The 18,298-nt window shown below is 69.1% G+C and carries 8 protein-coding genes, 1 tRNA gene and 1 pseudogene; 3 read left to right on the top strand and 7 right to left on the bottom strand.

Annotated elements, in window-relative coordinates; genetic code table 11:
• Nucleotides 1-22: 22 nt before the first annotated feature.
• The 3 genes from ABD284_RS19435 to ABD284_RS19425 all read right to left on the bottom strand — a co-directional run bounded on the left by ABD284_RS19435 (nucleotide 23) and on the right by ABD284_RS19425 (nucleotide 3,043).
• Nucleotides 23-157 carry a hypothetical protein gene (locus ABD284_RS19435; protein WP_344145493.1) on the bottom strand — a complete coding sequence of 45 codons (135 nt, stop codon included), beginning with the start codon at nucleotides 155-157 and terminating at the stop codon, nucleotides 23-25.
• A gap of 295 nt (nucleotides 158-452) precedes the next feature.
• The gene (locus ABD284_RS19430; RefSeq protein WP_344145491.1) at nucleotides 453-1,985 is read right to left on the bottom strand and encodes a cobyric acid synthase; all 1,533 of its coding nucleotides are present in this window, start codon (nucleotides 1,983-1,985) and stop codon (nucleotides 453-455) included.
• Entirely contained in the window at nucleotides 1,985-3,043 is a 1,059-nt protein-coding gene (locus ABD284_RS19425; RefSeq protein WP_344145631.1) for a cobalamin biosynthesis protein, read from the bottom strand. The genes ABD284_RS19430 and ABD284_RS19425 overlap by 1 nt, the downstream gene beginning before the upstream one ends.
• Nucleotides 3,044-3,673: 630 nt before the next feature.
• Here ABD284_RS19425 and ABD284_RS19420 point away from each other — a divergent pair.
• Nucleotides 3,674-3,746, top strand: a tRNA-Arg gene (locus tag ABD284_RS19420).
• A gap of 343 nt (nucleotides 3,747-4,089) precedes the next feature.
• On the opposite strand, the pseudogene ABD284_RS19415 reads toward ABD284_RS19420, so the two are convergent.
• Nucleotides 4,090-4,347: pseudogene (locus ABD284_RS19415) on the bottom strand (tyrosine-type recombinase/integrase); the annotation flags it as partial.
• A gap of 71 nt (nucleotides 4,348-4,418) precedes the next feature.
• Between ABD284_RS19415 and ABD284_RS19410 the strand changes: the two are divergent.
• Entirely contained in the window at nucleotides 4,419-4,715 is a 297-nt protein-coding gene (locus ABD284_RS19410; protein WP_311547827.1) for a transposase, read from the top strand.
• Between the two features lie 1,412 nt (nucleotides 4,716-6,127).
• Here ABD284_RS19410 and ABD284_RS19405 read toward each other — a convergent pair.
• From ABD284_RS19405 to ABD284_RS19395, 3 genes are all read right to left on the bottom strand, one after another.
• On the bottom strand, nucleotides 6,128-6,430 hold the full coding sequence (locus ABD284_RS19405; protein WP_344145487.1) for a hypothetical protein: 303 nt from the start codon (nucleotides 6,428-6,430) through the stop codon (nucleotides 6,128-6,130).
• Nucleotides 6,431-6,572: 142 nt separating this feature from the next.
• Nucleotides 6,573-12,290, bottom strand: coding sequence for an RHS repeat-associated core domain-containing protein (locus ABD284_RS19400; RefSeq protein ID WP_344145485.1), 5,718 nt, complete (start codon nucleotides 12,288-12,290; stop codon nucleotides 6,573-6,575).
• A gap of 790 nt (nucleotides 12,291-13,080) precedes the next feature.
• The gene (locus ABD284_RS19395) at nucleotides 13,081-16,539 is read right to left on the bottom strand and encodes a LamG-like jellyroll fold domain-containing protein (protein ID WP_344145483.1); all 3,459 of its coding nucleotides are present in this window, start codon (nucleotides 16,537-16,539) and stop codon (nucleotides 13,081-13,083) included.
• Nucleotides 16,540-17,349: 810 nt separating this feature from the next.
• Here ABD284_RS19395 and ABD284_RS19390 point away from each other — a divergent pair.
• On the top strand, nucleotides 17,350-18,141 hold the full coding sequence (locus tag ABD284_RS19390; protein ID WP_344145481.1) for a Crp/Fnr family transcriptional regulator: 792 nt from the start codon (nucleotides 17,350-17,352) through the stop codon (nucleotides 18,139-18,141).
• Nucleotides 18,142-18,298 lie beyond the last annotated feature (157 nt).

Genomic DNA, 18,298 nt, shown 5'->3' with positions numbered 1-18,298 from the left:
GGTCGCGTCCCACGCGCCCCAGTCATTCCACCGCGTCCGCTCCCGCCTCCTCCACTCCACATGTATCAGCGGAAAGCCGGGGGCCGTAAGCGCCCGATGCCTGCTCGCGGTCGATCCACTGCTCCCCTTCAGCGGCGATACCTTCGAGAGGTGCCATCGGACCGGCCTCGGCCGCAGTAGGCATCGACCGTCCGCGTGGCCGACCGCGATCGTGAACAGCCCCGACCACGACACCGCCCGCACACGATCGCCGACGGTCACCGCGTTGCGGCCGAAGGATGTTCGCCGTCGGCTCCGCAGACGCGACGTTCGCCCAGGCGCAGGACCCGCTCAGCCCGACCCAAGGGGCAGCGGTCCTGGCGGCCTGGGCGTGCGCGGCGGCGCCTTCGGCTGCGGCGGCCGTGACAGCGGCGCCCGGGCGACTCCGGCCGCCCGGGCGCCCCGGGAGGCCCTCAGGCGTCCGGAATTCCGGCCGGCGCAATGACCGGAAGGCCCTCGGGAACGCCCTCCTCCAGCAGCCGCATCAGCGCGCCCGTGTCCATGTGCTGCTCCACCAGGTCGCCCAGCGCGTCCAGGCGGGCGGACCGCTCCGCGGCGAAGTCGGTGTCGGGGGCGGGCACGAAGTCGCGGTCGGCGCGGCGGGCCACATCGGCGAGGAAGGCGCGGCGGAACCCGTCGTTCTCCAGTGCGCCGTGCCAGGTCGTGCCCCACACCGCGCCCCGGCGCCAGCCGTCGAGGAACGGTTCGGCATCGCGGTCGGCGCCCTCGTCGAGCACGCTGTGGCCGTGGTGGATCTCGTAGCCCTCGACCGGGTGACCGTAGGCCTCCCCCACCGGACGGCCCAGGGTCTTGTCGGCGGCGAAGGCGACCGTGGTGGGCAGCAGCCCCAGGCCGGGCACCGCGCCCGCCCCGGACTCCACGTCGTCGTGGATGCGCCGCGCCAGCATCTGGTAGCCGCCGCAGATGCCCAGCAGCGGACGGCCCTCCCGTGCGCGCGCGAGCACGGCCGCGTCGAGTCCGCGCTCGCGCAGCCAGGCCAGGTCGGCGACCGTGGCCCGGGTTCCGGGCAGCACCACGAGGTCGGCGTCGTCGGTCTCCTGCGGCGACGTGACGAAGCGCAGGTCGACCCCGGGCTCCACGGACAGGGCGTCGATGTCGGTGAAGTTGCTGATGCGCGGCGTCCGCACCACGGCCACGCGCAGCGTGCGGCCCCGGATCGGCGCCCGCGCCGGTGCGCGCTCGCCGCTCAATGCCAGCGAGTCCTCCACGTCGATCCACTGGCCGTCGAGCCAGGGCAGGACGCCGTGCACCGGGCGGCCGGTGAGGCGGCGCAGCATGTCCAGGCCCGGCTCCAGCAGTTCGGGGGCGCCGCGGAACTTGTTGACGACGAAGCCCGCGATCAGTGCCTGGTCAGCAGGCTCAAGCAGGGCGAGGGTGCCGTGCATGGCGGCGAAGACGCCGCCGCGGTCGATGTCGCCGACGACGAGCACGGGCAGTCCGGCCGCCCGGGCCAGGCCCATGTTGGCGATGTCTCCGGGGCGCAGGTTGATCTCGGCGGGGCTGCCCGCACCCTCGCAGATGACCGCGTCGTACTCGGCGCGCAGTTCGGCGAGGCTCTCGGCCGCGACCGTGCGCAGCCTGTCCTTGAACTCGCGATAGCCCAGCGCGTCGGTCTCGCCGACGGGGCGGCCGCGGACCACGACCTGGCTGCTGCGGTCGCTTCCGGGTTTGAGCAGCACCGGGTTCATCGCTGCGGTCGGCTCGATCCCGGCGGCCGCGGCCTGCGCGGCCTGGGCCCGCCCGATCTCGGCGCCGTCGGCGGTGACGACCGAGTTCAGCGACATGTTCTGCGCCTTGAACGGTGCGACCTTGACGCCCTGGCGGGCCAGCCAGCGGCAGATCCCGGTCACGATGACGCTCTTGCCCGCGTCCGAGGTGGTCCCGGCCACCAGCAGCGCGGGGGCGCCCGCGGGTCCGCGGCGCATCACGGCCGCCTCCCCGTCGGGGTGCGCGCGAGCCGCCGGAGGCCGGTGCGGCGCGAGCGGCGGGCCAATGCGCGGGCGAGGTCGCGGGCGGCTGCGCTCCGCACACCCGGCAGCGCGCGCGGACCCGGTGCGCGTGCACTCCGGGCGGCGCCCCGCTCGGTGAGCACGACGGCCGAAACCGCCGCGACGACCGCGGCTGCGTCGTTGACCGCGCGGGCCAGGCGCACCGCGCGCCGGACGTCGGCGGCCTCGGGGCGGCGCCCCTCCCCCAGTTCCGGACGATCCTCGATCCGGGATCCGTACACGTTCCTCCCTCCGAGACGCACGTCCAGCGCGCCGGCGAACGCCGCTTCGCAGTGCCCGGCGTTGGGACTCGGATGGCGGGCGCCGTAGCGCGCCCCCACACGCAGCACGCGAGCGGGGGACCCGCCCACGAGCGGCGCGGCCGCGGCGGCCAGCGCCGCGGTCAGCCGCGCCGGCGCCCAGTTGGCCACGTCGTCGAGCCGAGCTGCGGCCCACCCGAACCGCTCGTAGCGGAGGGAGCGGTGGCCCACCATCGCGTCCAGAGTGTTGACGGCGCGGTAGCCGAGCAGGCCGGGGAGCCCCAGGAGGCCTCCCCACAGCAGCGGGGCCACCACCGCGTCGGAGGTGTTCTCGGCGACGGACTCCACCGCGGCTCGTGCGATCCCCTTCTCGTCCAGGGACTCCGGGTCGCGCCCGCACAGCCCCGGCAGGCGCCGCCGCGCCTCCGCGAGGTCGCCGGCCTCCAGGGCGTCGGCGACGGCCCCCGCTTCGCGGCCTAGCATGGCTCCGCCCACGACGGCCCACGTCACCGCACAGACGGCCGCCGCACGGCCCGCGCCGGCCGTCCGCGCCTGCACCAGTCCGCCGACGGCGGCCGCCGGAGCCACGGCGAGCACCGCGAACGCGGCGCCCCGCGCACGTGAGGGCCGGTAGAGGCCCCGCTCAAGCAGGGCGGCGGCCCGGCCGTAGGCAGCCACGGGATGTCCGCGCCGGGGATCGGGCAGCACGCGGTCCAGGACGGCGCCGCACAGCATCCCCACACCGACCGGCCAGGCCGAGCGTCGATCGAGCTTCTTCACCCGCTCAACGGTAGTGCGCGGGCCGCACGCCCTCTCACCGTCCCCCGCGACACCCGAAGGATTGTGACTCTCCGTGCATGATTACTACATAGAGTAATCGACATTCGGCACGTGGAGCGCCACGGAGGACGGCCCGCCGGCCAGCGAGGAGCACCCGATGACGACCCTCACGGTGATCGCACTCCTGCTGGCCCACGGCGGCTGGTGGGCCTTCTAGCCCCTGACCTGCCGACACGCCGCACTCCCGCTCCCCCGGTTGGCGAAACACCGGTAACAGGCACCCCACCTGCGGTTAATCACGGGTAACGTGTTCCAAGAGGCCGGTAGGGACCGATTTGGTGGAGCGCGTGTGCTAACGAGACGCAACTACGAATGTCCGTAGTTGTTATAGTTTTGCCCAGCGATGGGTGACATCTTCCGAATACCCTAGAATGTCACCGCGCCAGCACCGCCCCGGCCACCACCCCGCCACCCGCAGCCCCCGGCCGCCCGGGCAAGGCACGGCCGCGCACGCGTGACACGCTCCGCCAACACGCAGGTCACGATGTCGTTACAGCCAAGGCATCCACGCCACAATTGAACCAAGCACCTGTAGCTCAGTGGAAAGAGCACCGGACTTCTAATCCGTAGGTCGCAGGTTCGAATCCTGCCAGGTGCGCCGAGTTTCCGCAGGCCAACGGCCTGCACGACACTCCAGGCGCCGCCGATTCACCCGTTTTGTCCCCCGCGCTGGCTCCGCGCTCGCTCCCCAGCTTGGACTCCGCTCGAAGCACCCCAACGGATTTCCCGATCCTCGGCGGCAGCCGGGCCACCCACGCCACCAGGCGCCGCGGCCACCACGGGCGCCCACGACGGCCCCCAGCACCGCCCACGGAACCCGGGCGCTCACCCAACGGCCAGCGCCCCCGGGCAGCCCCGCCACGGGCCCACACACGGCCACCAAAACGCCAGCGGGCGCCCCGGCCACCCGGAGCGCCCGCGAGCGCGGATTCAGCCCGGGATCACCCCGCGGACTGCGGCTTCGTCAACGGCAGCAGCGCCGCGGTCGCCTCGGCCGCCGCCTTCGCAACGTCGGGGAACACGCTCTGGTAGGTGTCCTGAGTAAAAGCCGTGGTGGAGTGGCCGAGTTCGGAGGAGACCACCTTCACATCCACCCCCGCCGCCAAGCTGAGGGAGGCGGCGCCGTGGCGCAGCCCGTGCAGGGTGATCGGTGGCAGTTCCGCCTCGGAGGCGATCCGGCAGAAGAGCCCGCTGACCCACCCTGAGCTTCCCCCTGTAGCGCGGACACTTGAGGTGAGGGCAGGCGTGATCATCAGGAAGGATGTCGTCCATGCCCTCTCCACACTCGCCCGAGTTCCGCCGCCGCGCTGTCGAGCTGGCGCGCCAGGGCAGCAAGTCCACCGTCGAGCTCGCCAAAGACCTCGGTATCAGCCGCTCCTGCCTGCAGAACTGGGTGGCCCAGGCCGCCGCCGAGGAGAAAGCGGTCGGCGAGGCCGCCCGGCCCACAAATGCGGAAAAGAAGGAACTGGCCGAGCTGCGCCGCCGCAACAAGCAGTTGGAAGCCGAGAACCAGATCCTCAAGCGGGCCGCGGCCTATTTCGCCAGTGAGAACGTACTCCCAAAGTAATGTACTCGCTGGTCCGTGAATGTGCCGCCGACTCGATCCCTGTCGCGGTGGCCTGTCGAGTACTGGACGTCTCCACGTCGGGATACTACGCGAGAATGAAGCGGACCACTACCGCGAGACGAGCGATCCGTGGAGTGATGTGTTCTTCGAGGACTCACGTCTGCGCACCCACGACCGCCCGTGATGATATTCCTGACTATCACCCGGAGATTCTTCGCGGTCTCCATATTGCGGTGGGCGCGCAGCGCCTCAGACCGGTCACGCCTGGGGTAATACCCCGACCTGGAGAAGTTGAGTACTCGACGGGCCACCGCGACCGGGACCGAGCCGGCGGCACATTCCCAAACCAGTGAGAACCTTACATTGGGAGTACGTACGCCCTGACCAAATAGTCTGCGGCACGCTTGAGGATCTCGTTCTTGGCTTCCGCTCTTGTTGCGAAGGCCCAACTCGGCGAGTTCCTTCCTTTCCGCACGTGTGGGCAGGGCGGCCTCGCCGATCATTTCTTCGCGGCGGCGGGCTGGGAGCCCAGTTCTGCAGCAAGAAACGGCAGATACCGGGGGCCTCGGCGAATTCGACGGTTGGCTTGCTGCCCTGGCGCGCCAGCTCGACAGCGCGGCGCATCGCGGTCCGCCTCGCGATGTGGGGGCCCCGGTCCAGGCGTGCCGGCCGGCATTGCGCGCGCGTCCCGATCCAACGCCACCAGCGGCTGTTGAAAGGCCGCTGACCTAAACGCGAGGATCGGGCCCTGGGCGGCCGAGAGCACACCGGAGCCCGGAGCAGCTGCGTCGCGACGTTGTCGGCGGGCGGCCAATTGCCCATGTTTTCAAGTACTTCGAAATGTGTTCCCCACGGCAGTAATGACCCCTAGATTGGCTACACCTCTTCTGTCGCTCCGCCGACGAAGAACCGACCATTCCCGGGTGTGAAACGAGCAGAGACTGAGATCATGTCGTCCGCGCAGTGGAACCCTGTTGACTATGGGGATATCTGGTCCGATCACTACGACGAAGTATTTCCTACTATCCCCGATACCGAGATCGAAATAGAGACTCTCGCCAGTTTGGCTGGCAACGGCCCTATCTTGGAGCTTGGGTCGGCGACGCGGTTCGGATGGGTAACGTGCTCGATACAGCGCACTGCGGTCTCCACTACCGAACGCCGGACGGCTGGATCTCCATGGACTGCATGAGTATGGCGATCGCTCCGGGTTCTGGCTCACTTTGTGTAGAGCCCTCGATGGGTCTCCTACGGGTGCTTCACCCGCCCCTTCGACCCCATTGCGATCTCCTGAATGGCGGGAGTTGAGACGATCACCGACTTCAAATCAACCCTGACCCTGAACCGCCCGGCCGAGGATGACCTCGCCGGGCACCCGATCTCGGCGCGTCAAAACCCTCCACCCACCGGAACTATTCCTTATATGAATCCGCACGCAGGCCAACTAGAATAGTTACACCACTTCCAATCGGCCCCACCACCCCACCAAAAAGCCCAATTACCGCGTCGACAGAATTCACCCCACTGCCAAAGGAATCAGGAAAAAGCGAAATCCAAAACAGAAAGAGAAGGCCAACTAGAATACACAAAATGGACAATGCCATCCATGAACCCCGCCCCCAACCTTGTACCCTACTCCCACCTGCACGATAAAGAAACATGAATGCAACAGCGAGGGCGCATATTCCTCCACCAACATCCGGAACTTCGATCACCGCACCAGTGTGATACGAGTACGCCTCTCCCGCCAAACTAATAACACCTGCACCCATTAGAAAAACAATAAAGCCAGATATTATCCATCGAATGCGCCTGCGTCCGCTGCTCGGATTCTTCAATTTTCATAACCCTCCCCTCTCAGTCTCGAAACTTGGGCCCGTCAGGTGCCCACTCGGGCCACGGCGCTGGCTCCTGCCACGGTTCGGGCCTGTTACCCGGCCTGTAGTTGTCGACCAACCATTGGCCAAGCCCATGCTTCCAGGCCCATTTCATATACGGAATCGTAACGTTGTCGAAAATATAGATCCGGATTCTGAATATTACAATTCCAATTCCAATCCAGATTCCAAATTTTTGGGCGTCAGCGACCTTCAAAAGGTATCCAGCCCATGTTGCCAACAATCCTCCAACGCCAGCCCACCCGCCAAGCTTTCCCATAGGATTATCAAGGAAATCTCCGATCCCGGCTCCTGTAGGCGCTTTATCGCTCTGCAGCGCCTTGGCGTCGTCCTGGGCCACATCCACCGGATCAGGCTTATAAGACTCGTTGTCGTAGGGATCGACGTATACGGGACCGGATCCGCCACCACTGCCGCCTCCCCCCGTGGGGCCGCCGTAATAGCCGCCGGTGGAACCGCCGCCACCCCAGTAGCCGCCGCCACCACCGCCGCCCCAACCCGGCGTGGTGATCACGCCGGTGAACCCACCGCCACCGCCGCCGGAGCCAGAGCCGCCGTGGTGACCAGAGCGGCCACCACCACTACCTCCGTTACCCCCGTGATTGCTTCCCTTGCACCCCCGGTCGTCCTTGCAGGGCGCCGTTCCCGCCGGGTCCGACATACTCACCGGACTGTTGTTGGCGTAGGCATAACCGTGCATCATCTGCGAGTCCGACTGGTCCATCAGCGGATCCACCGAGATGAACCGGCCCAACTCCGCGTCATAGGAGCGCGCCCCCAACCGGGTCAGCCCGATCGCATCATCCACGGTCCCGCCCACGAACCCCTTCTCACCCGGCCAGGCCTCGGTGCCGCTGCGCGCCTGGCCGAACGCGGTGAAGCGGCGCTGCTGCACCGTGCCCCATTCGGCATCCACCGCGATCTGCGAGGTGCCGTTGTGGTCGGCGAACAGCCAATGCAGCGTGGAGTCGTCCTCGCGCACCGCCACCGTCTCCCCGGCGTGGGAATAGTAGCGGGTCGCCGCCGTCCCCTCCCCCGCCGTCCAGGTGACCTCCTGACCCGGCAGATACAGCGTCCACTCACCGCCCTGGCGGCGGATCAGCCGCTGGCCGTCGGCCCCGTAGACGAAACTCGCACTACCGGCCGAACCCTGCACCGAGGCCAGGTTGCCCTCGGCATCCCAGACCATCTCCTGGTCCCGGTCGCCGGTGCTGCGCGAGACCATGTTCCCGGCCGCGTCGTAGTCGTAGGTCGAGGTGGACGCCGCGCCCCCGGAGGCCTCAGCGCCCTGGGCGGTCGTGCTGACCTCGGCCACCCCGTGGGCCGGCCCCTCCCCCTCCGCCGGCGGGGTGTAGGTCGACAGCGTCGTGCCCGAGGCGGCGTGGTTGGTCTCGCTCACCCGGTTGCCGGAGGCGTCGTAGGTGTAGGAGGTCCAATACGGGGCCGCCCCGCCCAGGCCGTCGGCGGCGGGCTCGGCCGCGCACGCGTTCTCGCCGGTGGCCTCAGGGGTCCACACGTCGGTCAGGCGGCGCAGGTAGTCGTAGTCGAAGCACTGCACGTCCGAGCTCCGCGCCTCGCCGGTGGGCTCGTCGCGGATGGAGAGGATGTTGCCCGTGTCGTCGTAGCTGTAGTGCTGGGTGGTCAGCGACCCCTCGCCGTTCTGGTGGACCAGGCTCGTCATCGACAGCCGGTCGGTGGCCTCGTCGTAGTCGCGGGTCAGCCACGTCTTCTCCGCACCGAAGGTGCCGCGGCTGAACTCGCGCTGGACCAGGTCACCGGTCTTGGAGTAGAGGGTCTGGTTGACGACGGTCTCCCACCCGGTGATGGCGGTGGGTTGGCCGAGGTCGTCGTAGGTGTGGGAGACGGTTTCGCTGTTGAGGCCGCCGGCGGCGGGGAATCCGCTGGCCTGGGTGCTGCCGTCGGGGTTGTAGGTGGTGCGGTAGAGGTAGCTGCCGGCCAGCCCTTCCTCCGACTGGGGGATGGTGATCCGCTTGCCGCGCACCCGGTAGACCTCGTCGTAGGCGACCACGCTCGTGGTGTAGGCGTCGCCGTCGGCGTAGCGGGTCGAGGAGGTGAGCTGGCCCTTCTCCAGAGTGTCGTAGACCCATTCGGCGCGCAGGGTGCCACTGGCCGAGTCGTCGCGCAGCTCGGTTTTGCGGCCCAGATCGTCGTAGGTGGTGTGCACCGTCTGCCCGCGGGCGTCGGTGGTGGCCACGAGCCGGTCGGCGGCGTCGTAGGTGAAGGTGGAGGTGCCGGTGTCGGGGTCCTCCACCCGGGTTTTGCGTCCGCGCAGGTCGTAGGTGTATTCCCAGGTGGAGCCCTCGGGGTCGGTGAGCGCTGCGATCTGGTCGTTCTTGGCGTAGGTGTAGGTGGTGGCGTCGTAGTCGCCTTGGGGCTGGGTGCCGTGGTGCTTGCGCAGCTCGGTGGTGCGTCCGCGGGCGTCGGTGAGGGTGGTGGTGCCGGTTCCGCCTTCGGGCTTGGTGACCTTGGTGCGGTCGCCCAGGTAGGCGGTGGTGGTGCGCCACTGCTCATCGCCGCGGGAGACGTGGATCATGTCGGTGGCGCGGCCGGCGCCGTCGTAGACCGTCTCACTCTGGCGGGGGATCTCGTCGTCGTTGTTGACGACGAACAACTCCTGGCCGGGGTCGGCTTCGTTGTAGTAGGCCTCGCGCTGCACGACCGTGTTGCCGCGGGAGTCGTGGAAGGTGTCGGTGATGCGGCGGCCGCCGCCGGTGGCCGGCTTCTGGGCCTGGCGCGGGCGCAGCAGGCCGTCGTAGATTTCGTAGGCGGTGGTGTAGCCGCCGTTGGGGTTCAGGACCGACGTGGTGACGGCGGCTGGGGCGTCCTTGGAGACGTGGTAGGTGAACTCCATGCTCGGGTTGTCGGCGTAGGAGTCCTTGGGCCGGTCGGCCAGCCACACCTTCCTCAGACGGCCGAAGGCATCGTAGGCCAGGTTCGTGGTGTTGGCGTTGGCGTCGGTCTCCGAGGTGACCTGGGCTCGGACGTCGAAGCGCTGGGTGGTGGTGTGGTCCAGAGCGTTGGTGGTGGTCGTTTCGGTGGCCGCGCCGCCGGCGATCGCGGAGGTGTGGTCGGTGGTGGTCGTGTTGCCCAGCGCGTCGGTCTGCGTCAGTACCCGCCCGTAGTCGTCGTAGGCGGTCTCGCTCGTGGTCTGGTACTGGGCTTGGCCGTCGGTGTAGTCGGCCAGGCGCTGGGTCGCGGTGGGCAGGCCGCGGGTGGGTTGGGTGCCGTAGTCCCGGCCGTCGTAGAGGGTGCGGTTGTCGCTGATGACGTCGGCGGGGCGCTGTACCTCGGCCGAGCAGCCGGCGTCGACGGTCTCGGTGCGGGCGACGGTATCCAGCAGCCAGTCGTCGGTGTTGCGGGCATAGGTGGTGCGGGTGCACCGGTCGTCGCCGGGGTCGTCGACATCGCCCTGATCGTCGGTGCGGATGATGTAACCGCGGTTGTCGAAATGGTTGACGGTGCGGGTGGTGCGCCAGCCCTCCTGCAGGGCGGTGTGGGTTTCGCTCTTCTTGGTGCCCGACAGGTGGGCGCGCAGGGTGCCCCAGTCGTAGGTGCGCTTTGCGGTCTGCTCCTTCCAGGGGGTGGTGACGGTGGTGGAGACGGTGTCGCCGCCGGCCCCGTTGCGGGTGATGACCTCGCGGGTGGTGCCGTTGAAGGCCTCCTTGTCGACGACGTCGGTGCCGCGGGAGTCGGTGAGGGTTTCGGAGCGGTCGCCGTCGGGTTGGTGGTCGCCGTCCATGCCGCGGTAGAAGAGGTGCTCGGTCTCGGTGCGGGTGGCGTCGGGGTGGCCGGTGCGGACCTTGACCTTCTCGTAGCCGCGGAAGAGGGACCAGGTCTTGCGGTCCTCGGGGACGATGCCGTCGGGGTCGTCGTAGTGCCAGGCCGCGTCGCCCACGTAGTCGTAGGAGGTGATGACGTCGGGCTGGTCGGCTACCCGGTCGATCTCGGCGACCTGGGTGACGACGTACTTGTGGAAGTAGTCGGTCAGTTCCTCTTCGTCTGCGGGGGTCCAGATGACCGGGTAGCACCGCTTGGTGTTGGAGTGCGGTGCGGGGGTGTCGCCGGGTTGGCACTGGGCGTCGGAGTAGGTGACGTCGATCTGGCCGCCGGTCTCGGTGTAGATCGCGGTGATGCGCCACTTGTACATCGGCGCGAGCCCGTCGGTGCGGGCATCCACCCGGTTGCGCAGCGGGGTGCCGTTGAAGGTCACCGACGGATAGGTCTGGGGTTCGCCGCCGCCGGCGTGGGCGGTGTGGGTGATCGCGTCCAGCCACAGGGCCGGGTCGGTGCCATCACCCGGGGCCGGATACTTGTGGTCCAGCTTCCAGGAGTCGACCGTGGTGTAGCCGTCGCCGTCGTGCACCCGGGTGGTGATCTGGTCCAGCTTCTTGGTGGAGAAGAACGCCGGGGTGTGGTTGCCGGTGCAGTCCTCGTTCGCGCCGCATTCGCGGTCGATGGGCACGTCGGGCCAGTGGTCGGCGTTGGCGCCGGTGCGTTTGCCGGGGGCGCAGTCGAAGTCGTCGGTGGGCAGGCACCGCTCGCTGACCTCGAACGTGATCCGGGCCGGGGCGGTGGCGAAGGGGTCGCCTTCGCGGAGCCCGTAGTCGATGCGCTTGAGGTAGCCGCCCCGGTCGTAGGGGGTGGCCTCGGACTCCAGGTTGCGGCCGTAGTGGTTGGTCTCCTGGCCGTAGTGGAAAGCCATCGCGTTGCCCTGGGCGTCGACCACGTAGTCCAGGTTCCACTTGTAGGCCTGCTGGCACCAGGAGCCGGAGAAGGCGGAGTCGTGGCAGGGCTCGCCGGAGTCGTCGCCGTAGACCGGCATGGTCAGCGCCGACTTCGTGGTGGGGTCACCCTCGGACCAGCCGGGCAGGCGGTTGCGGCCGAAGAAGTACTGCGTGCCGTCGGGGGTGGTGAGTTTCCAGTACTCGCCGTTGTCGTCGCCGTTGGTGGCCCCGGTGAGGCGTTCAATCCTGGAGCCGTCGTCGTCCTTGAGATGCCAGTCGCCGTCGGAGTCGATGATCAGCTCGGTGGAGGTGCCGCCCAGGGAGAGGGTGGCGTTGTGGCGGGCCCAGCACTGGTCGGCCACGTCGTGGCCGGCGTCCTGGCACAGTTCGTAGCGGCGCTCGATGTAACCGGGGTTGTAGCTGAAGCCTTCGCCGATCCAGGAGGTCTGGTTGTTGGAGCCGGCGGTGCGCCCGTCCACGCTCTGGGAGGAGTAGCCCAGCGCGACCTGCGGCACCAGGTCACCGGCCACCGGCGGAGCCGACAGAGGATAGGACCAGGAGAACGCGCCGGTCTGGATGCCGGTGTTCCACTCGGCCGAGGGCTGGAGCTTGGTGGCGGCGTAGTCGCCGGTGCCGCCCTCGCTCTGGGTGTCGGCTGCCACGGCCAGCAGGGTTCCCTCGCCTCCGGTGGCGGGGGCGGTGGCCGTCAGAGTCTGTGCGCCGGTGTCGTTGACCGACCCCAAGTCGACCGTGCGCAGGCAGTCCTCGTCGGCGCCGGGCTCGGTGCAGGCGTCGAGGGCGACCAGGTCGAGGCGGGAGCCGTAGTCGCCGCCGAAGGCGGCGGCGAAGTCGGCGTAGTTGATGCCCACCTGCACCGGGGCCGTCTGCTCGCCGCCGTCGGTGCGCGTCAGTCGAAGCAGCAGTCCCTCCACGCCTAGGCGCCGGGCGTGTTTCCGGTCCAGCACCTCCAGCTCGGCCGCTTCGACCGCGGCGGGTTCGGGGGGGGTCGGTTTCCTCGGGGGCGGGGGAGGGCGTGGGTGCGGGTTGCGGCGCGGGCTCGGCGCTCGCCGAGGGGGTCGTGGACGGTACCGGTGACGGTGCGGGAGCTGTGCCGGATTCAGGTGGCTCCGACGGCGCCTGGGGTTCGGGGGTTTGCACCGGCACGGGGTGCTCGTCGGCCGGGGCCGGGCGGGCTCGGTCCGGGTTCTCCTTCGGAGGTTCCTGCCCGCGGCCCAGCGGCGACTGCCAGTCCTTGCGGGCCTTCTCGGTCACCGGGCCCAGGGACACCGTCTGGTCCTGCTTCTTCTCCGGGGCGGCGAAGGCGCGGGCTTGCGCCTGTGTCGCCTGCCCCTCTTTGAGTGCGACGGTGGCCGGCTCGGGCCAGGACGCCGTGCCCAGCCGATTGACGGCGGCCTCGTCGACCGCGTCGTCTTCGCCGCCGGCGGCGCCGGAGGTGAAGGCCTCCCCCGCCACGCTGGTGTCGTCGGCGATCTGCGGGCGGTCGTTGACCAGCAGCGCCGAAGCCGGCATCGCATTGAGCAGGCTCGCGGCCACGACCGCTGCGGTGGCGCGGGAGAGGATGCGGTAGAGGCGCGACTTGGACGGTCCCGTCGGGGCGGGGCGATCGGACACAGGAGACCTCCGGTCCCAGCGCGGGTGCGCCGGGTGCTCTGGGGGACGAACACGGGAGTCGGCTGGGCGCCGGCGGACCGGCCACGGTCGTCACATGGGTGGCAGGTCTCCATGGCGGATAGTCGTGATCTGGCTTGGACTGAGCACGCCCTGGTAGAGATGAACGTCGTCGATGTCGCCGTTCCAGGCGTCCGATAGCGCCTCCTCGAACCGGGCGGCGCCGATCACGGCCGGCCCCGTGGCGTTCCAGGGGGCCTCGTCGACGGCGGCGGTGCCTTCGGCGACGCCGTCGAGGTAGAGCGTCATGGTGGCCTCGGTGTGGTCGTAGGTGGCGGCCAGGTGCACCCAGGCGCCAAGCTGGGGGGCGTCTTCGGACAGGGCGCGGGTCCAGTCGCCGGCACCGTTCTCGTCGGTCGGTGCCATCTTGAACACCCACTGGTCCCAGTCGTAGGTGTTCTGGTGGCCCAGGTAGAAGCCGCTGTGGACGTCGCCGTCCTGGGAGACGGCGGTGGAGTTGACCCCGATCTCGTCCAGGCGCACCCAGGCGGCCGCGCTGTAGCTGCGGTCGGTGCGGATCGCCGGTTCGGCGGTGGTGATGCGCTCGTCGACACCGTCGAGGGTGGCGCCGGGTGAGAGGGTCACCTCGTTGACGGCCCCGTTCCACACCGTGGCCGGATCGCCCTCCAGCGTGCCGGTAAGCCCATGGTCGGAGGAGTCGGCGACCTGGGTTCCCGAGCCCTCGTCCAGCTGCCAGCGCCCTTGGAGCGCGGGGGTGTTGGCCAGGTGCCAGGTCTCCGGGTGGGCGTCCTCACCGGTCTCGCCGTCGGAGGCTTGGCCGATGACCACGCGGTCCCACACGCGCACGTCGTCGACCGCGCCGGGCCAGGCGTCGGAGGGCTCGCCCTCGAACTTGGCGCCGCCGATCACCAGCGGCCCCTGAGCCTGCCACGGCTCGGCGATGGTCTCGGTGACCTCCTGGGCCACGCCGTCGATGTACAGGCGCGCCCGGCCGGAGGCCGGGTCGTAGACCCCCAGCAGGTGGGTCCATACGCCCGCTTGGGCGGGCTGGTCGGAGACGGCTCGGGTCCAGTCCGCGGCACCGGTCTCGTCGGCGGAGGGGACCTTGAACACCCAGTTGTCCAATCCGTAGGAGGACTGGTAGCCGAGCATGAAGCCGCTGTGGACCTGGCCGTCCTGGCTGACCACAGTGTGGTTGCCCGTCTTCTCGTCGAGACGCACCCAGGCCGCGACGCTGAAGGCCTGACTGGTGTCGACGACGGGCTCGGCTGTAGCCACGCGGGCGCCGTCGAGGGTGGCCGCGGTGCCTTCCAGCCGGTAGGAGCCGGAGTCGTAGGCGCCCACACGTCCGCGGTCCCACGCGAAGGCCCCCTCGGCTTCGGCCGTGCGGCCCTGCTCGGCCGCGTCTGCGGCGCTCGTGCCCTGGCCCTCGTCCAGCGGGAAGTAGGACACCGCTCCGGCGGGCTCGGCGGCGGTAAAGGTGTAGACCAGAACGCAGGCCGACGAGTTGCCGTGGGCGTCGCTGGTGCGCGCGTGGACGAGGTTGGGGCCGTCCTCGCGCGGGGTGATGAGCACGGTGGCGTCCCCGCCGGGCTGGCCGGGCTCGGCCGTTTGCGAGCAGGAGGCATCGTTGACGCTGTAGTGGTAGGCGCTGGCGTCCTCGACCCCGTTGGCGCTGAAGGTGAACTCGCCCGGCCGGCCCACCGAACCGCTCGCCTCGTCGCCGGCCGGGTAGTCCGGCGAGGCGACCTCGGGTCCGGTATCGGGTGCCTGGGTGTCGACCTCCAGGTAGCACCAGTCGGACCAGGCGCTCCAGTGCTGGGTGTCGTAGGCGCGGGCGCGGTAGCGGATCGGGGTGTGCTCGGGCAGGCCGTCGGCGGTGGCGCTGCGGTAGGACCCGTCGGGCCAGTCGTCGACGTCGGAGGCGGCGGAGTCGGCCTGGCCCAGGTCGGTACCGTCGGCCCGCTGCCATTCGAATCGGGCCTTGACCTTCTGGCCGACGTACTTGGAGTCGTAGTCGCGCACCTGGGCGCGCAGTCGCAGGGAGGTCGCGTTCACCAGCCGCGGGGAGTCGGCGTCGGTGGAGCACACCCCGCCCCGCGAGTCCGACATCTTCCCGGTGGAGGGCTGGGCGGGCTTGTTGTTGTAGTTGACGACGAGCTTGGGGTCCTTGGCGAAGCGGCGCCAGTCGTGGTTGCTGTTGGAGCGGTTCTCATTGCCGTAGAGGCCGTAGGTGACGCTGTTGTTGTCGGCCCCGGCAGCGGATTCGTAGGCCGTGGTGGCGTCGAACTCCACGCCCGAGCCGCCGCAGGCGGGCCGGCCCTTGTCGACGTTGACGGTGTCCTGCTTGCCGAGCTTCTCGGGCTGGTTGTTCCACCGGGCCTTGGACTTGGTGAGGATGCGGGTGCGCCACAGCGAGAACTTCGCGTCGGTGCAGCCGAAGGCGTGGGTGACCTTCGCCCGCAGCGTGGCGTGGTTGATGACGGTGGTGGCCTTTTTGGTGCGCTCGTAGACGCTGAAGCGCCAGAAGGCGCGCTTGGTGTTGTGGTACTGGGGCTCATAGCCCACGCCGGTGTCGGAGTCGGAGGAGTTGAAGTAGTTCGCACCCGGGTACTGCTTGTTCACATAGGCCCAGGCCTTGCGCTTCACCGACACTGACGGGTCGATGAAGACAGGGAACTCCGTGTCGGGGTCGGACAGCATGCCGGCGTCGGGCACCAACCGGATCGAGTCGAGACCGACCTCCGTCTCCACCTGCTCGAGGCGCGCGCCGGCCTGCGGGGTGGTCGCCTGCCGCTGTTCGCTCAGGCCTTCCTGGCCCGATGAGTCCCACATCGCCGGGGCCGGTGCGACGAACACGCCCTGGCCGCCCTTGTCCCCCAGGGCCTCCAGGTTGCCGTAAGCGTCCTCGCTCATCCGCACACCTACGGTGTCCATCCCCAGTTGGAGTTCGGCGAGCTCGGGGTTGGCGGCGGCCTCGGCGGAGTCGACCACCAGAACCTGCGAGAACCCGTCGGCCGAGGCGGTCAGCACCAGGTCGACGTCCGGCAGCACGTCGGGGTAGGTGGCCTGGGCGCCCTCGACCGTCGGCTCGGGCAGCGTGCCCGGCCAGTCGAGCGACACGGACTTGGCTCCCAAGCCGATCGTCACCATGGGGGTGCTTTCACCACCGGCGGAGAACGCGAGCTCGGCGGGAGCGGCTTTGGGGCGCAGGCCGCCGTCACCGTCGGATACCAGGTCGGTGTCGACGGGGGCCCACCCTTGCTCGGTGCGCACACGCTGGGGAACCGGGGACTGCTCCAGGGTGAACGAGCCGTCGGGCTCGGCGAAGACCCGGCTCTTCTCGTCGGTGAACTCCTCGATCGCAACCCGCTCACCCGTCACCTCGGCCGCGTGCTGGGCCTGGGACTGGGCCGGGTGGTCCTCAGGAGGCTGCTCGGCGGTATCGGCCCCGGCCGAGGCGGCGGGCAGCAGCGCGGCGAGCACGGCAGCAGCCGTCGCAGCCGCGCCGGCACGGATCGTGCGCAGCACAGAGTCACCCATTCTGCATCGGGGGATGTCCGCCCGGACATGGGTCATCCGGACGAAGGCGCCGGAGCGCACGGAAGATTAGAACCGTTTATTAACGGAATGCGCAACCGAGGCCCGTCGTGCCGAAGCGCCAGCGCCGACCGAGGGCGGCGATCCGTTGGGGGGTGGTGTGTACTGCAAACATGCAAGTTCGCTGAGATTCCCGTGGGGATCACGAGCGGAGGTGGGTGACCGCATACGGCCACGTGTGTTTCCGGGCCCGGCGGAGGCGGCGGAGACCGGAGAAGTCGACACGCCGCAGGTCGAAATAGCCGAGGTGCTCCACGGCCGCCGTTCCCCCTGTGTGTGTGGCGGCTGTCACCCACGTTCCGGGGTAGATGCGCTGTCACCGCCCGTCGCGGTGCCGTTCGGCCGGAGAGCGCTCGCGGCGACGACACCCGCAAACCGGAGTGAGAGCCTCCCGTTGCAGGCGATCAGCGATTGCGCCTGCCAGAGCGGGCCGGCCACGTCGGCCGCCCTGGCAGCCATGGGCCGACGCCGCCCAGCACCGCGCAGCCCGTCCTCAGAGAGACGTACCAACCGCCGTGCCCGCGCTCGCCCAACCGAGGGCAGGCGCTACCGCCTGCCCGTTGGGGTGTCCCGGCACCCGCACCGGATGGTTCCTGTATTCGATATGGCCCACCACCTCCATCCCGGTGTCCGCTACCCCGAGACTGAGCCACCGGACAGAACCCATAAGCCTGATGATCGGATTCCCACCCGGACCAGGCTGCAGCGTTACTTACACGATGGGCCTACCCGCGCCGGCAGGTGTGGCCGGACTCGGCCAACTCGCCCCGGCCGCACTGCTTCCGCCGCCCGCCGGGGAATCAACATCCACGATCCGGGAAGCCGACGAACGGTAGGTGTCCCATCGGCAGGCAGGGCTTTGGCGGGTTACTCACCGATGATCAGTGGGCGCGCTTGGCAAAAGCCGGCCGCACCAGGAGTTTTGCCGCGCAAGAGACGATGATAAGGCAGGGTGAGCGGGAGGACTCTGTCTTCCTCCTGTTGGAGGGCATGGTCAAGGTCACTATGGTCCAGCCCGACGGCACCGGCTTACTCCTCGCGCTTCGGGGGCACGGAGAGTCTCTTGGTGAATTATCGGCACTGTCCGGACTCCCGCGTTCTGCGACCGTTATGCCGTCTACGGGACGGTGCCTGACTCGCGTGCTCACCAGCGCACAGTTCCGCCTCCTCGTCAAAAGCATGGATTTGGAGCAGGTGCTGTGGCGGCACTTGGTGCGCCGACAGACGGAAAGTGATTCGCTGCGTGCCGAAATGGCGTCCTTGACGGCACGGCAGCGCCTCGCAGCCACGCTGCTGCGGCTCGCCCAGCTGATGGGTTCTGGATCGGAGAGTGCTCCCAGAAGCGCGCGCAGATCGGTCGTAGTCAGGCTGGGACTGTCGCAACGCGAATTGGGAGACTCGATCGGTCTGTCGCGAGCGGCGGTTGCCGAGGAGTTCAAACGGTTGCGGGGGCTAGGTGTAATCCGCACCGGCCGGGAGTTCGTGGCCATCGCAGATGTCGACCGGTTGCAGGCGATCGCGCAGGCCGAATGAGCCGTGGTCTCGGCCGGAGGCGCGGGTCGGCGCGACCATCGTGATTGATGTGCCTACTTCTGGACATTCTTCCATGCCGTGGACGAGCAGAGTGCTCGTTGTGCGGTGAACAGTACGGCAACGTACTCCCGCGCCCTGAACTGTCGCCACGATTCGC

The organism is Streptomonospora arabica (genome assembly GCF_039531585.1).
In the GTDB taxonomy this organism is placed as follows: domain Bacteria; phylum Actinomycetota; class Actinomycetes; order Streptosporangiales; family Streptosporangiaceae; genus Streptomonospora; species Streptomonospora halophila.
This window is presented reverse-complemented; position numbering and strand designations above follow the sequence as displayed.

Bases quoted from the DNA above. Each gene is read 5' to 3' on its own strand.
- ABD284_RS19435 (WP_344145493.1), bottom strand. From the start codon at position 157: ATGGCACCTCTCGAAGGTATCGCCGCTGAAGGGGAGCAGTGGATCGAC.
- ABD284_RS19430 (WP_344145491.1), bottom strand. From the start codon at position 1,985: ATGCGCCGCGGACCCGCGGGCGCCCCCGCGCTGCTGGTGGCCGGGACC.
- ABD284_RS19425 (WP_344145631.1), bottom strand. From the start codon at position 3,043: ATGCTGTGCGGCGCCGTCCTGGACCGCGTGCTGCCCGATCCCCGGCGC.
- ABD284_RS19410 (WP_311547827.1), top strand. From the start codon at position 4,419: ATGCCCTCTCCACACTCGCCCGAGTTCCGCCGCCGCGCTGTCGAGCTG.